The organism is Yinghuangia aomiensis, from assembly GCF_039542225.1.
GTDB classification, from domain to species: domain Bacteria; phylum Actinomycetota; class Actinomycetes; order Streptomycetales; family Streptomycetaceae; genus Yinghuangia; species Yinghuangia aomiensis.
Genome location: NZ_BAABHS010000014.1, coordinates 118,909 through 132,757, shown reverse-complemented (window position 1 = coordinate 132,757; position 13,849 = coordinate 118,909). Strand labels below are relative to the sequence as shown.

Annotated in this window: 13 protein-coding genes; 6 read left to right on the top strand and 7 right to left on the bottom strand. The window is 72.2% G+C overall.

All coding sequences use genetic code 11. The features are described 5' to 3' along the window. Positions 1–5 precede the first annotated feature (5 nt). Both ABEA93_RS20590 and ABEA93_RS20585 read right to left on the bottom strand, forming a co-directional pair. Positions 6–2,417, bottom strand: a complete 2,412-nt coding sequence (locus ABEA93_RS20590; RefSeq protein ID WP_345677103.1) for a glycoside hydrolase family 65 protein — start codon at positions 2,415–2,417, stop codon at positions 6–8. Further along, positions 2,414–3,184 (bottom strand): beta-phosphoglucomutase family hydrolase, encoded by a 771-nt coding sequence (locus tag ABEA93_RS20585; protein ID WP_345677102.1) that lies wholly within the window; start codon positions 3,182–3,184, stop codon positions 2,414–2,416. Before ABEA93_RS20585 ends, ABEA93_RS20590 begins: the two co-directional genes overlap by 4 nt. A gap of 213 nt (positions 3,185–3,397) precedes the next feature. Between ABEA93_RS20585 and ABEA93_RS20580 the strand changes: the two genes are divergently transcribed. Both ABEA93_RS20580 and ABEA93_RS20575 read left to right on the top strand, forming a co-directional pair. After that, positions 3,398–3,604, top strand: coding sequence for a hypothetical protein (locus tag ABEA93_RS20580; protein ID WP_345677101.1), 207 nt, complete (start codon positions 3,398–3,400; stop codon positions 3,602–3,604). Further along, positions 3,601–3,906, top strand: a complete 306-nt coding sequence (locus ABEA93_RS20575; RefSeq protein ID WP_345677100.1) for a hypothetical protein — start codon at positions 3,601–3,603, stop codon at positions 3,904–3,906. The genes ABEA93_RS20580 and ABEA93_RS20575 overlap by 4 nt, the downstream gene beginning before the upstream one ends. 66 nt (positions 3,907–3,972) lie before the next feature. Here ABEA93_RS20575 and ABEA93_RS20570 read toward each other — a convergent pair whose 3' ends face one another. The 5 genes from ABEA93_RS20570 to ABEA93_RS20550 form a co-directional block, all read right to left on the bottom strand. Next, entirely contained in the window at positions 3,973–4,848 is an 876-nt protein-coding gene (locus tag ABEA93_RS20570) for a class II fructose-bisphosphate aldolase (RefSeq protein ID WP_345677099.1), read from the bottom strand. Continuing rightward, positions 4,826–5,854, bottom strand: a complete 1,029-nt coding sequence (locus tag ABEA93_RS20565; protein WP_345677098.1) for a 1-phosphofructokinase family hexose kinase — start codon at positions 5,852–5,854, stop codon at positions 4,826–4,828. The genes ABEA93_RS20570 and ABEA93_RS20565 overlap by 23 nt, the downstream gene beginning before the upstream one ends. 96 nt (positions 5,855–5,950) lie before the next feature. Next, positions 5,951–7,186, bottom strand: coding sequence for an N-acetylglucosamine-6-phosphate deacetylase (gene nagA, locus ABEA93_RS20560; RefSeq protein ID WP_345677097.1), 1,236 nt, complete (start codon positions 7,184–7,186; stop codon positions 5,951–5,953). Further along, the gene (locus tag ABEA93_RS20555; protein ID WP_345677096.1) at positions 7,183–8,148 is read right to left on the bottom strand and encodes an ROK family protein; all 966 of its coding nucleotides are present in this window, start codon (positions 8,146–8,148) and stop codon (positions 7,183–7,185) included. Before ABEA93_RS20555 ends, nagA begins: the two co-directional genes overlap by 4 nt. Beyond that, positions 8,145–9,098 carry an SIS domain-containing protein gene (locus ABEA93_RS20550; protein ID WP_345677095.1) on the bottom strand — a complete coding sequence of 318 codons (954 nt, stop codon included), beginning with the start codon at positions 9,096–9,098 and terminating at the stop codon, positions 8,145–8,147. The genes ABEA93_RS20555 and ABEA93_RS20550 overlap by 4 nt, the downstream gene beginning before the upstream one ends. A gap of 247 nt (positions 9,099–9,345) precedes the next feature. On the opposite strand from ABEA93_RS20550, the gene ABEA93_RS20545 reads away from it, so the two are divergent. From ABEA93_RS20545 to ABEA93_RS20530, 4 genes are all read left to right on the top strand, one after another. Continuing rightward, complete coding sequence (locus ABEA93_RS20545) at positions 9,346–10,131, top strand: DeoR/GlpR family DNA-binding transcription regulator (RefSeq protein ID WP_345677094.1); 786 nt, start codon at positions 9,346–9,348, stop codon at positions 10,129–10,131. Between the two features lie 382 nt (positions 10,132–10,513). Further along, positions 10,514–11,824: an extracellular solute-binding protein gene (locus ABEA93_RS20540; protein ID WP_345677093.1), complete on the top strand. Its 1,311-nt coding sequence runs from the start codon at positions 10,514–10,516 to the stop codon at positions 11,822–11,824. Positions 11,825–11,951: 127 nt separating this feature from the next. Beyond that, positions 11,952–12,911 (top strand): carbohydrate ABC transporter permease, encoded by a 960-nt coding sequence (locus ABEA93_RS20535; RefSeq protein WP_425585021.1) that lies wholly within the window; start codon positions 11,952–11,954, stop codon positions 12,909–12,911. Position 12,912: 1 nt separating this feature from the next. Beyond that, positions 12,913–13,800 carry a carbohydrate ABC transporter permease gene (locus ABEA93_RS20530; protein ID WP_345677092.1) on the top strand — a complete coding sequence of 296 codons (888 nt, stop codon included), beginning with the start codon at positions 12,913–12,915 and terminating at the stop codon, positions 13,798–13,800. Positions 13,801–13,849 lie beyond the last annotated feature (49 nt).

The window sequence follows — 13,849 nt, the reverse complement described above, 5'->3', positions numbered from 1 at the left end:
CGGCGTCACAGGTCGGCGTCGTGCAGCGCGGGCTCGGCGCCCGAGCCGACGTTCGGGCCGGACTGCGCGTGGCGGCGCGCCGGTTCGCGGCCCGGCGGCTGGTGGAGGCGTTCCAGCGGCACCGGGCGCGGGATCGGGCGGCTGACCGGGCGGCCCCGGACCACTTCCACTTCCTCCTCGTCGTGCATGAGCGTCATGCTGTCGCCCTGGCGCAGTTCGTAGGTCGCATGTGAGGGCGTGATCTCGACGTACAGCAGCGAATCGCGCCGCAGCATCATCGAGAACGCGATCCGGGACAGCCCGGACGGCAGGCGCGGCCGGAACACCAAGTGGTCGTCGTGGTCGCGGAGTCCGCCGAACCCGGCGGTCAGCGCGATGCACGCGCCCGCCAACGAGGCCATGTGCAGGCCGTCCTTGGTGTTGCCGCCGAGGTCGTGCAGGTCCATCAGGGCGGCTTCGGCGAGGTAGTCGTAGGCCAGGTCGAGGTGCCCGACCTCGGCCGCGATGACGGCCTGCGAGCAGGCGGACAGCGACGAGTCGCGCACCGTAAGGCGCTCGTAGTAGGCGAAGTTGCGGGCCTTCTCCTCGGCGGTGAACGCGTCGCCGCGCACCTGCATGGCGAGCACCAGGTCGGCCTGTTTGACGACTTGCTTGCGGTACAGGTCGAAGTAGGGGAAGTGCAGCAGCAGCGGGTACTTCTCCGGCGGCGTGTTGTCGAAGTCCCACATCTCGTGGTTGGTGAAGCCTTCGGACTGGCAGTGCACGCCGAGCTTGTCGTCGTACGGCAGGAACATGGCCGCGGCGGCGTCGCGCCAGCCCGCCATCTCCTCGGTGTCCACGCCCAGCGCGCCGGCTTCGTGCAGGTGCCGGGTGGCCGAGTCGGCGGCCGCGCGGAGGTTCGCCTGTGCCATGAGGTTCGTGTACATGTTGTTGTCGGCGATGGCGCTGTACTCGTCGGGCCCGGTCACCCCGTCGATGCGGAACAGGCCTTCGGCGTCGTGGTGGCCGAGCGACCGCCACATGCGCGCCGTTTCGACGAGGATCTCCATGCCGAAGTCGCGCTCGAAATCGATGTCGCCGCTGGCCCGCACGTAGCGTTCGACGGCGCGGGCGATGTCGGCGCCGATGTGGAAGGCCGCGGTGCCGGCCGGCCAGTAGCCCGAGCACTCCTCGCCGCGGATCGTCCGCCACGGGAACACCGCGCCGGCCAGGCCGAGTTGGCTCGCGCGTTCGCGGGCGAGCGGCAGCGTCGAGTGGCGCCAGCGCAGCGCTTGGGCGACCGCGTCGGGCAGGCAGAAGGTCAGCACCGGGAGCACGAACGTCTCGGTGTCCCAGAAGCAGTGGCCGTCGTAACCGGGGCCGGTGAGGCCCTTGGCGGGAATGGCGCGTTCCTCCGTGCGGGCGCCCGCCTGGAGGACGTGGAACAGCGCGAACCGGATGGCCTGCTGGAGTTCCATGTCGCCGTCGATCTCGATGTCCGAGCGCTTCCAGAAGTCGCCGAGGTACTGGCGCTGCTCGTTGACGAGGCCGTCCCAGCCGGTGAACCGGGCGGCGGTGAGCGCGGCGGCGACCTGGTCGCGGACCGCGGGGAGGGAGCGCGCGGCGGACCAGCCGTAGGCGATGTACTTCACCAGCCGCAGCTTCTGGCCGGGCTGGAGGACCGTGGTGACGCTGTAGCGGGCCTGGTCGGGGTCGCTTTCCACCTCGCCCTGGAAGTCGGCGGGGCAGTCGACTTCGTGGTCCATCGCGGCGGCGACCCGCAGGCCGCTGAACCGCGTCTGGTGCACCAGCAGCGCCTTGGCGTCGGTGTTGTGCGTGTGCTGCTCGGCGACCAGCGGTGCTTCCATGACCGCGGAGGCGCGCGGGTCGCCGGTCCACGCCGGAAGCTGCTCGTTGGCGACGAGTTCGGACTGCACGACGATGCGTGCGGGACCGTTGAGCGGTTCGACTTCGTAGGCGATGGCGGCGACGGCGCGCTGGGTGAGGGACACCAGGCGTGTCGAGGTGACCCTCACCGAGCGGCCCGCCGGGGACGTCCATTCCGCGCGGCGGCGGAGCATGCCGTCCCGGAAGTCGAGGCGGCGCTGGTGCTCGCTGAGGTCGCCGTACCGCAGGTCGAACGGCTCGTCGTCGACCAGCAGCCGGATGATCTTGCCGTTGGTGACGTTGATGACGCTCTGGCCGGATTCCGGCTGCCCGTAGGCGGCTTCCGCGTACGGCAGGGGCCGGAGTTCGAACACGCCGTTGAGGTAGGTGCCGGGCAGGCCGTGCGGCTCGCCTTCGTCGAGGTTGGCGCGGAGCCCGACGTGCCCGTTGGACAGCGCGAACACCGATTCGGCGCGGGCGAGTACGTCGAGGTCGAGGGACGTTTCGGTGAGCCCCCACGGTTCGACCGTGTAGGCGTCGGGCGCGGTCATGAGGGGTCCTCCGGGTCGTGCGGGTGCCGCGGGTCGAGCAGGTCGGCGAGGTCGGTGACGACGGTGTCCGCGCCGTGCTCGCGAAGGGCGTCGGCTTGGCCGACCCGGTCGACGCCGACGACGTACCCGAAGCCGCCCGCCCGGCCCGCCGCGACGCCGGCCAAGGCGTCCTCGAACACCACGGCTTCGGCGGGCGTGCAGCCGAGCTTGCGGGCGGCGGCGAGGAAGGTGTCCGGGGCGGGCTTGCCCGGCAGGTTCTCGTCGTGCGCCACGATGCCGTCGACGATCACGTCGAACAGGCCGTCGTATCCGGCGGCGTGCAGCACGTCGCGGCAGTTGGCGCTGGAGGAGACGACGGCGCGCGGCACGTCGAGGGCCTGCAGTTTGCGGACGTAGTCGAGCGAGCCCGCGTACGGCTCGACGCCCTGCTCGCGGATCATCCGCAGCACCGTGTCGTTCTTCTCGTTGGACAGGCCGTAGACGGTGCGGGTGCCCCGCGGGTCGCCCGGGTCGCCTTCCGGCAGCGTGATGCCGCGCGAGGCGAGGAAGCCGCGGGTGCCGTCCAGGCGGGGTCTGCCGTCCACGTAGGTGTCGTAGTCCGCGCCCGCGTCGAACGGCACGAACGGGGTTCCGGTGCGCGCCGCCTCGGCGCGCAGGAACCCGTCGAACATGTCCTTCCAGGCGGCGTCGTGCACTTTCGCGGTCTGCGTGAGCACTCCGTCGAGGTCGAACAGAAAGGCGTGGATCGAGTCCGGCAGTCCCAACATGCGCCCACTGTTACCCGGGAGGGCGCCTGCTCATCCGCGGCGCGCCGACCGCGGGCCGATCCGGTGCGGATCGGGGCGCGGATCCGCGTCGGACGCCGGCTTCCGGCCGCGGCGGTCCGGGACGCGGCCGGGAACCCGCTACCTTGGGGCCGTGCCGGGCCGGGACCCGGGCGGATCCTCGGGACGAGGGACGACGAGGGGAGGGGGTCGGCCATGGCGGTCGTGGAGGTCGCGCTGTCGCTGCCGGAGGACCTGGCGGCCGCGGTGCGCGAAGCCTCGGGCGGCGATCTGGAGGCGTACATCGTCAAGGCGCTGCGGTCGGCGCTCCTGATGGACGCGATGCGGGAAGTGGCCGACGCCGGGCCTCCGGCACCGCCGCCCGACGACGTGCTGCACGCGGCAGAGACGGATTTGCGATGAGGCGCGGCCAGGTCTGGCGGATTCCCACGGTGGGCCGCGAGCGCACCGTGCTGGTGGTCGGGGCCGACGAGGTGACCGCGCTCTACGGGCAGGCGCTGTGCGTGGTCGTGCACGAGCCCGGCACGTTCCCCGAGTCGTTGGTGACGGTGCCGCTGACCGAGCCGGTGGAGGGTGTCGTCGGGGTGCCCGACGTCGCCGGTTTCCGGCAGGCCCGGTTCGACCACGGCAAGCTGCTCGGGCGCGTGGACGTCGACACGATGGAGCGCGTGGAGATCGCGCTGCGGGCGATTCTGGAGCTGTGAGCCGGACCCGGCACAGGGCCTGGCACAGGGCCCGGCACCGGGGCCGGAACGGGGTCCGGGACGGGCTCAGCCTGCCGGTGCGGGGCCGGGGGTCGCGGTGATCACCGTCAGCAAGTGCCGCACGGTTTCGGCCATCGCGTCGCGGGCCCGGGACAGGGCGGGGCGCGGGTCCTTGCGGTCCGGGTGGGCGGCGAACTCCGTGCGCAGGGCGCCGTCGAAGGCGATGTTGAGCGCCGTCCCGACGTTGATCTTGGTCATGCCGTGCGCGGTGGCCTGCCGGAGTTCGCCGTCCGGCACTCCCGACGAGCCGTGCAGCACGAGCGGTACGCCGACCGCGGCGCGCAGCTCGGCTATCAGCGCGTGGTCGAGGGCGGCGGTGCGCGTGGTCATCGCGTGGCTGCTGCCGACCGCGACGGCGAGGGCGTCGACGCCGGTCGCGGCGACGAACTCGACGGCCTCGTCCGGCCGGGTGCGGGCGCCGGGCGCGTGCGCGTCGAGGGCGGGTTCGCCGGCTTTGCCGCCGACCTGGCCGAGTTCGGCTTCCAGCCACAGCCCGCGGTCGTGCGCCCACGCGGCGGCGGCGCGGGTGGCCGCGACGTTGCCGGCGTAGGGCAGCTTCGACGCGTCGAACATCACCGAGCTGATCGCCGTCCCGGCCGCCGCGTGCAGCAGGTCTTCGGACACCACATGGTCCAAGTGCAGGCCGACCGGGACCGCGGCGTCTTCGGCGAGGGCCGCGCACGCCGCGGCGAGCGGACGCAGCCGTCCGCCGTGGAACCGGACCGCGTTCTCGCTGAGGGCGAGGACCACCGGCAGTCCGGCCGCCTCCGCACCGGCGACGACGGCCTCGGCGTGTTCGAGCGTGATCGCGTTGAACGCGCCCGCCCCGCGCCCGGCCTTGCGCGCGGACCCGACGATCTCACCGGTCACCGTGAGCGGCATGGCAGTTCCTTTCCGAGGGGCCGCCGTCCGAGGGGCCGCTTTCCGGGGGTCCGCTGCCGGGGGGCCTGCTTTCGGGAGGCTCCGTGGCGCTGACCAGCACATGGGCGCGGGCGGTCGCGTAGGTCGTGCGGTCCACGCTGCCGGCGAGCGGTGCGGCGACCGCGGAGGCCGACCACGCGACCGCTTCGGCGAGCAGATCCGGCCACGGCCGGCCCGCGGTCAGCCCGGCCAGCAGCGCCGCGACGCCCGCGTCGCCCGCGCCGGTCGGGTTGCCGCGGATCGCGTACGGCAGCCGCGCCCGCCACCAGCCCGCCCCGGTGGCGGCCAGCAGTCCGCGGGGGCCGAGCGACGCGACGACCGCGCCGCCGCCCGCGGCACGGAGTCTCGCGGACAATGCGGCCACCGCCTGCCCGGGATCGGATTCGCCGGTGGCGTCGCGGAGTTCGTCGGCGTTCGGCTTGACGAGGTCGGGGCCGGCGGCGAGCCCTGCGTGGAAGGCCGGTCCGGAGGTGTCCAGCAGCACCGGGACGCCCGCGTCGCGAGCGCGGCGGACGAGGCCGGCGTAGAGGCCGGCGGGTGCGCCGGGCGGAAGGCTGCCGCACAGCGCGACGCCGCGGGCGTCGCCGAGGAGTGCGTCGTAGGCGTCCCGGAGCCGGGCCCAGTCGGCATCGCCGAGGTGCGGACCGGCTTCGTTGAAGACCGTCGCGTCGTCGGCGGACGCGTCGACGACGGTGGTGGTGCGGCGGCTTTCCGCGGCGACCGGGACGGTGGCGTCGCGGAGTCCGGCCGCGGCGAGGTCCTCGCGTATCTGCTCGCCGGTGCGGCCGCCGACCGGACCGAGCACCGCGGCCGGTATGCCGAGCGCGGCCAGCACCCGGGCGACGTTGACGCCTTTGCCGCCCGCTCGGGCGGCGACGCGCTCGACGCGGTTGCTGCCGTGCCACGCGACGCGGTCGAGGTGGTAGGTGACATCCAGCGCGGGATTCGCGGTGACCGTGACGATCACGCGGCCACCCGGGACGGCAGGCGAGGCGGGCCGGCCGGAGCCGGCGGTATGCCGGACTCCCCGGACGGGCTCCCCGGCGACGGCGCGGTCACGCCCTCACCGCCCGTCCGGCCGGATCCGGCGCGGCGGCGCCTCCCCGACCCAGCGCCCGCCCCACAGCACTCCGGCGACCCGCAAGTCGGCGTCCAGCACCACCAGGTCGGCCTGCAGGCCGGGGGCGATCGCGCCGACCCGGTCGCCGAGGCCGAGCGCCCGCGCGGGCGTCGTGCTCAGCGCCCGGACGGCGTCGGTGATCGGCAGATGGTTGTCGCGCACCGCGGTACGCAGCGCCCGGTCCAGCGTGAGCGTGCTGCCCGCGATCGAATCCCCGTCCGCAAGCCGCGCTATCCCGCCCTCGACCCGCGCGGTCATCGGCCCGAGCGGATAGACGCCGTCCGGCATGCCCGCGGCGCCCATCGCATCGGTGATGAACGCGACCCGCTCGGCACCCGCCGCGGCGAACGCGAGGTTCACCGTGCCCGGATGCAGGTGCACGCCGTCGTTGATGAGTTCGACGACCACGTCGCTGTCTTGGAGCAGCGCGGTGACCGGGCCCGGCTCGCGGTGGTGGACGCTGCGCATCGCGTTGAACAGGTGCGTCGCCACCGAGGCCCCGGCGCCGATCGCCGCCTGCGTCTCGCGGTGCGTGCCGTCGGTGTGCCCGACCGCGGCCAGCACGCCGCCGTCCACCAGCTGCCGCACGAGGTCGACGCCGCCCGCCAGTTCGGGGGCGAGCGTGACCATCCGCACGGTGCCGCGGCCGGCCCTGAGGAGCGCGTCGACTTCGCCGCGGTCCGGTTCGCGCAGCAGTTCCGGATCGTGCGCGCCGCACCGTGCGCGGCTCAGGTAGGGGCCTTCCAGGTGGATTCCGGTCAGCACGCCGTCCTCGACGAGGCCCGCCAACGCGTCCACGGAACGCACGAGTTCTTCGTGCGAGGCGGTGACCAGCGAGGCCATCGTCGTGGTGGTGCCGTGCGCGCGGTGGAACGCCGCGACGCGCAGCGCCTGGCCGGGGTCGCCGGACATGTACGACGCCCCGCCGCCGCCGTGCACGTGCATGTCGACGAAGCCGGGCACCAGCCAGTGCCCGGACAGGTCGTGCACGGCGTCCGCGACGGCTGGTCCCACGGGTCCCACGGGTCCCACGGGCCCCACGGGTCCGACGGGTTCGACGGGGTCGGCAGCCGGGCCGGCGCTTTCGATCAGGCCGTCCGCGACCACGATCTCGCCGTTCTCCAGCACGCCGGACGGCAGCACGACGCGGGCTCCGCGGAGCCGGGTGCGGCGCCTCACTTGAGGCCCTCGGCCAAGTCCCAGGCCAGCAGTGCCGCGCCGTGGCAGCCGGCGTCGTCGCCCAGCGCGGCGGCCTCGATGCGCGGCACGTGCTGGACGGTCGCGCGTTCCGCGAGGGCCGCGCGCAGCGGCTCGAAAAGCGTGTCGCGGGCGCGTGAGAGACCGCCGCCGACGACCACCAGCCGCGTGTCGAGCAGCGCGAGCGCGATCAGCAGGCCGTCGGCGAGCGCGGAGACCGCCTCGTCCCAGACCCGGGCGGCCACCGGGTCGCCCGCGCCGACCCGGGCGGCGACTTCGGCCGCGGTGGCGTGCGAGCCCGGCACGGCCTCGGCGTACATGCGGGCGACCGCGGGGCCGGAGATGACGGTTTCGAGGCAGCCGCGCGCGCCGCAGCCGCACGGCGCGCCGCCGGGCCGCACGACGATGTGGCCGATTTCGCCGGCGCGGCCCTGCGCGCCCGCGTACGGCTTGCCGTCGAGGACGAACGCGCCCGCGACGCCGGTGCCGAGCGGCAGGAACAGGAAGTTGTCGCAGCCCTTCGCGGCGCCGAGCCGGCTTTCCGCGAGCCCGCCCGCGCGGACGTCGTGGTCGAACGCGACCGGCAGGCCCAGGCGTTCCGCGACCAGGTCGCGCAGCGGCAGGTCGCGGAAGCCGAGGTTCGCGGACCACACCGCGGTGCCGGTGGCCGCGTCGACGATGCCCGGCACCACGACGCCCGCGGCGACCGGGTCGAGGCCGCGTTCGAGCGCGGTGCGGCGCAGGTCGTCGGCGAAGCCGATGATGCGCTCGGTCACCGCGGCGGGGCCGCCTTCGCGGCCGGTGGGGCGGCGTTCGGTGTGCACGAACGTGCCGTCGGCGCCGACGAGTCCGCCCTTGACGACGGTGCCGCCGACGTCGAGGGCGACCACGCAGTCGGCCGGGAAGCCGGGCGCGGGGAGCTGGTCCGGGTGTGCGTGCGTCACTGCTGCTCCTGGCCGAGGATCACCGAGCGGGTGAGGTTGCGCGGTCGGTCCGGGTCGAGGCCGCGGGCGTAGGCGACGGCCGCGGCGAGGCGCTGGATGCGCACCAGTTCGGCCATCGGGTCGCGGTCCGGCGCGGTGACGAGGCGGCCGCCGGTGGCCGCGACGTCGGCGGCGAGGCCGTCCGGGACGGCGCCCAGCACCCAGGTCACGCGGCCCGGCGCGGCGATGCTGATCGGGCCGTGGCGGTACTCCATGGCCGGGTAGTGCTCGGTCCAGGCGGTGGCGGCTTCGCGCATCTTGAGGGCGGCTTCGGCGGCGAGGCCGACCGTCCAGCCGGTGCCGAGGAAGGTGAACTGCTCGGCGGCGACCAGGTCGCCGGGGAGGTCTTCGGCCAGCGCGTCCGCCGCATCGCGGACCGCCGCGGCCAGGTCCTCGCCCAGGTGGGCACGCAGCAGTGCGAGCGCGGTGGTGGCGAACCGGGTCTGCACGACGGACTCTTCGTCGGCCCAGTCGAGCATCACCAGGTGCCGGACGGCGCCGACGACGGGGGTCCCGGGGGAGCCGGTGATCGCGGTGGCGGGCACGTCGGGGGAGGTGGTGCGCAGGCGGGTGAGCAGGTCGAGGCATTCGGTGGTGGTGCCCGAGCGGGTGAGCACGACGATCCGGTCGTAGGCGCGGCCGTAGGGGAACTCGGACGCGGCGAACGCGTCCGTCCAGCCGTGCCCGGCGCGTTCGCGCAGTTCGGCGTAGGCCTGCGCGACGAACCACGAGGTGCCGCAGCCGGCTATCGCGACGCGTTCGCCCGGCCGCGGGAGCGCGGCGGCGAGGTCCGCCGGCGGCTCCGCGGCGAGCTTCGCGGCCCGCGCCCACAGCCCGGGCTGGGTGGCGATCTCGGCGAGGGTGTGGCCCGCGCCGAGGCAAGGGCCGCCCGTTCCGTCGTTCGCCGTCATGCGCGTGTCCTCCCGGGGCTGCGGAGCGGTCTCGACCTCTTGGCGTGAAAGTGGCGTGAAACGAGCGGTCCGAGCCGAGGTCGGCAGGGGTTGTCTGCTCGAATGTGCTCATTGAATAGCAGTTGAAAGCACAAATCTGCAAGAACGCCATAGGCTGGCGCGTGCGGAGCGCGCCGGACCGCGGCGCCCGCCGCACAGCCGGGCCGCCCGACCCGGCAGGATGTCGTCGACAAGTGGGAGGTGCGGCGTGAGTCGCTATGAGCGTTGGGGCGCGCTCCTGGAGCTGCTGGCGAAGGAAGGCCGCCTGGACGTCGACGAGGCGGCCGGCGTCCTCGACGTGTCCGCGGCGACCATCCGCCGCGACCTCGACCAGCTCGCCCAGCAGCAGATGCTCACCCGCACGCGGGGCGGCGCGGTCGCGCACTCCGTCTCGTACGACCTTCCGCTGCGCTACAAGACCGCGCGCCGGGCCTCCGAGAAGCAGCGGATCGCGGTGGCCGCGGCCGGCCTCGTGCAGCCTGGGCAGACCGTCGGCCTCAACGGCGGCACCACGATGACCGAGGTCGCGCGGGCCCTGGTGACCCGCGCCGACCTGCACGCCGAAGGCGACGCGACGACGCTCACCGTGGTGACGAACGCGCTGAACATCGCGGGCGAACTCGCCGTCCGCCGGCATGTGAAGATCGTGGTCACCGGGGGTGTCGCGCGTCCGCAGTCCTACGAGCTGATCGGCCCGCTGGCCACCGGCATCCTGCGCGAAGTCGCCCTGGACGTCGCGATGCTCGGCGTCGACGCGGTGGACGTGGAGCACGGCGCGAGCGCCCACCACGAGGGCGAGGCGAGCATCAACCAGCTGATGGCCGCGGGCGCCGACCGCGTGGTCGTGGCCGCCGACTCGTCCAAGCTCGGCCGACGCGCGTTCGCGCGCATCTGCGCGGTCGACGCCATCGACACCCTGGTGACCGATGCCTCCGCATCGGACGCGCTGATCGCCCGGTTCCAGGACGCCGGCGTCCGCGTGCTGCGCGTCTGACCTGCCGCCGCACCGCCTCCGACCCGCCGCGGGCCCGGAGTTGATCCGCATCCGGGCCGCGGCCGATCCGCCGACGCCCAATCGTTACTGATCCAATTCCGGGCCGAGCCGCCCCTTTTGCCGGTTCATGTACGGGTTCGGCGCGCATTGCCGTGCATCTTCGCCGAATTGATCATTCCAATCCGGGAATTGGTGTAGACCTTTCGCGAGCCGGGGTGTTGACTCGATACCGGTGGAGTCCCAAGATGCTCGTCACTGCTTGAACGTTTGCAGAGTGGTCCCTTTGCAAACACTTATGCGCACGGGCAAGCATGCGGCTCCGCTTTTTGCCGGAGCCGGCCACGGCACCAGTCGTGATCTCCGGTGAAAAGGTGGATTCAGGGTGAAGCGGAAGCTCATGGCGGCGGCGGCAATCGGCCTGTCCGCGACGATGATGCTCACGGCGTGCGGCAGCAGCGACGACAAGACGGACGACACCAACGCGTCCGCGCCCGGCGGAGGCGGCGGCAGCGCCCCCAAGGACGGCACGATCAAGCTCGTCGTGGCCGACTACGGCAGCGGCGACGGCAGCACGCAGAAGTACTGGAACGGTGTGATCGGGAATTTCAACGCGAAATACCCGGGGATCAAGGTCGACCTCCAGGTGATCAACTGGGACGACATCGACAAGCAAGTCCAGACCATGGTCCAGAACAACCAGTTGCCGGACATCCTGCAGACCGGCGGATATGCGGACAAGGTCGCGGACGACCTCCTCTACCCGGTCGACGAAGTCATGTCGGACACCACGCGCGCGGACTTCATCGACTCGTTCCTGCCGGCGGCCACGGTCAACGGAAAGCAGTACGGAATTCCGTTCACCTCCAGCACCCGCCAGCTGATCTACAACAAGGACCTCTTCGCCAAGGCCGGCATCGCCGAGCCGCCGAAGACCTGGGACGAACTCAAGGCCGACGCCGAGAAGCTCAAGGCGGCCGGCGTCGCCACCCCCTTCGGCCTGCCGCTCGGCAAGGAGGAGGCCCAGGGCGAGTTCATGAACTGGATGCTCGGCAACGGCGGCGGCTACAAGACCGGTGACAAGTACACGGTCAACAGCCAGGCCAACGTCGACACCATGGCGTGGATCAACGACAACCTCGTCAAGACCGGCCTCACCGAGCCCAACCCGGGCACCAAGGACCGCAAAGAGGTCTACACGGACTTCTACGGCGGCAACGTCGGCATGGTGAACAGCAACCCGACGATGCTGACCCAGATCAAGTCCAAGTACCCGAACCTCAACTACGGCACCGCGGCCATCCCGGGCAAGACCGGCCCGCTCACCGAGACCCTCGGCGTCTGCGACTGGGTCATGGCGTTCAAGAAGAACGGCAAGAAGGACCAGATCAAGGCCTTCCTCGACGTCGCCTTCAACACCGAGAACTCCCTGAAGTTCCAGCAGGAGAACTCGTTCGCGCCGGTCACCAAGTCGGTCATGGCCAAGATGGTCGCCGACCCGGCCAACGCCCCGCTCAAGCCGTACATCGACCTGCTGCCCAAGGCGAAGTTCTACCCGCTGAACGACACCGCGTGGGACGTCCTCTCGCCGAAGATCAAGGAGCAGCTCGGCCTCGCCGTCTCCGGCAAGTCGCCGAAGGACGTCCTGGACCAGCTCCAGAAGGAAGCCGAAGCCGCCGTCCAGCAGCAGAAGTAGCCGCCGCGACGTCCGAATGCCGGCCTGCCGGACCCTGACCGGGGCCGTCGCCCACCCCGCCGCCCGGACCGCGGCGGGACGGCGGCGGCCCCGGCCGACCACCCTCCGACCGAGGGAGGAGACCACCGTGCGCGAGACCGCGCCACCGTCCCCGCCGCGGGACGCCTCCGCGGCGGACCGGGCGGCCGCCCGATCCCGCCGCCCCCTGCCCGTCCGGCTGCGCCGGGCGCTCGGCCCCGTCCCGTGGATCGCCCCCGCGGTCCTGCTCATCGTGCTCGTCGTGCTGTGGCCCGTGTACGAGATGGTGCGCAGCTCGTTCCTGCGCATCCGCCGCAGCGGCGTCGTCAAAGGCTCCAACGGCACCGACAACTACAAAAAGCTGTTCGACGAACCCGACTTCACCCACGTGCTGTGGAACACCGTCATGTGGGTGGTCGTCGTGGTCGGCGTCACCATCGTCCTGTCACTGGCCCTCGCCCAGCTGTTCAACCAGCACTTCCCCGGCCGCCGGGTCGCCCGCTGGGCGCTCATCGTGCCGTGGGCCGCGTCGGTCTTCATGACCGCGCTGGTGTTCCGCTGGATGCTGCACCACAGCTACGGCGTGATGAACACCCTGCTGGTCGACCTGCACATCATCGACCAGGGCAAGGACTGGCTCGGGAAACCGGCCACCGCCTTCCCGTGGATGATGGGCGTCGCGGTGTTCGTGTCCCTGCCGTTCACCACGTACACGCTGCTCGCCGGCCTCCAGACCGTCCCCGCCGAGGTGTACGAAGCCGCGCGCGTGGACGGCGCCTCCAAGTGGCGCACCTACCTGTCCGTGACGCTGCCGCTGCTGCGCCCGGCGATCCTCGTCGCCGTCGTCATCAACCTCATCAACGTCTTCAACTCGTTCCCCATCATCTGGGCGATGACCGGCGGCGGTCCCGGCTACGAGACCGACACCACGACGACGTTCATGTACAAGCTCAAAGCGGCCGACATCGGCGAAAGCGCCGCGCTGTCGGTGGTGAACTTCGGGATCCTCATCGTCCTGGTGCTGGTCTACCTCGGGGTCAACCGCTGGACGACCAAGGAGGCGGACTGACATGGCGGACACCGTCGTCGCCGAGGACGTGCGCGTCGAACCGCCGGCCGCCCCCGCCCCGCCGCGTCGCCGTTCCCCCGGATACCGCAAGTGGCTGGTCGCCATAGCGGCGTGGGCGATCGCGCTGCTGTTCCTCTTCCCGTACGTGGAAATGTTCCTCGGCGCGCTGCGCCCCAGCGAGGAACTCACCGAAGCGGGCTACCTGCCCTCGAAGTTCGAGTGGTCGAACTTCGTGAACGTGTGGCGGGACTCCCAGCTCGGCCACAACCTCCAGGTGTCGCTGCTCGTCGCCGCACTGTCCACCGTGGTGGTCATCGCGGTGGCCCTGCCCGCCGCGTACTACACGGCCCGGCACCGCTACCGCGGACGCGGCGCGTTCCTGATGCTCGTGCTGGTGACCCAGATGTTCCAGCCGACGTCGCTGGTGATCGGCCTGTACCGGGAGTTCTACAACGCGGACCTGCTCGACTCGGTGTGGGCGCTGGTCATCGTGAACGGCGCGTTCAACCTGGCGTTCGCCGTGTGGATCCTCACCGCGTACTTCGCGTCGATCCCCGTCGAACTGGAAGAGGCCGCGATGATCGACGGAGCGTCGCGCTTCGGCGCGCTGCGCCGGGTCACGCTGCCGCTGGCGATGCCCGGCATCGTGACCGCGGTGATCTTCGCGTTCATCACCGCGTGGAACGAGTTCGTGGTCGCGCTGACCTTGATCACCACCCCGAAGAAGCAGCCGCTGACCGTCGGCATCAACAGCTTCCGCGGCGCCTACGAGGTGCAGTGGCAGTACATGTTCGCCGGCTCGCTGGTCGCGATCATCCCGGTCGTGGTGCTCTTCGCCTACATCGAACGCCACGTGGTGTCGGGGCTGACGGCAGGATCGATCAAGTAACGGACTGCCGCCCACCGTCCGGGCGGTGAAAACGGGCCGGACGAGGCGC

Excerpts from the sequence above, each read along its gene's own strand:
- ABEA93_RS20530 (WP_345677092.1), top strand. The coding sequence starts at position 12,913 with ATGGCGGACACCGTCGTCGCCGAGGACGTGCGCGTCGAACCGCCGGCC.
- ABEA93_RS20575 (WP_345677100.1), top strand. The coding sequence starts at position 3,601 with ATGAGGCGCGGCCAGGTCTGGCGGATTCCCACGGTGGGCCGCGAGCGC.
- ABEA93_RS20580 (WP_345677101.1), top strand. The coding sequence starts at position 3,398 with ATGGCGGTCGTGGAGGTCGCGCTGTCGCTGCCGGAGGACCTGGCGGCC.
- ABEA93_RS20590 (WP_345677103.1), bottom strand. The coding sequence starts at position 2,417 with ATGACCGCGCCCGACGCCTACACGGTCGAACCGTGGGGGCTCACCGAA.
- ABEA93_RS20550 (WP_345677095.1), bottom strand. The coding sequence starts at position 9,098 with ATGACGGCGAACGACGGAACGGGCGGCCCTTGCCTCGGCGCGGGCCAC.
- ABEA93_RS20585 (WP_345677102.1), bottom strand. The coding sequence starts at position 3,184 with ATGTTGGGACTGCCGGACTCGATCCACGCCTTTCTGTTCGACCTCGAC.
- ABEA93_RS20570 (WP_345677099.1), bottom strand. The coding sequence starts at position 4,848 with ATGCCGCTCACGGTGACCGGTGAGATCGTCGGGTCCGCGCGCAAGGCC.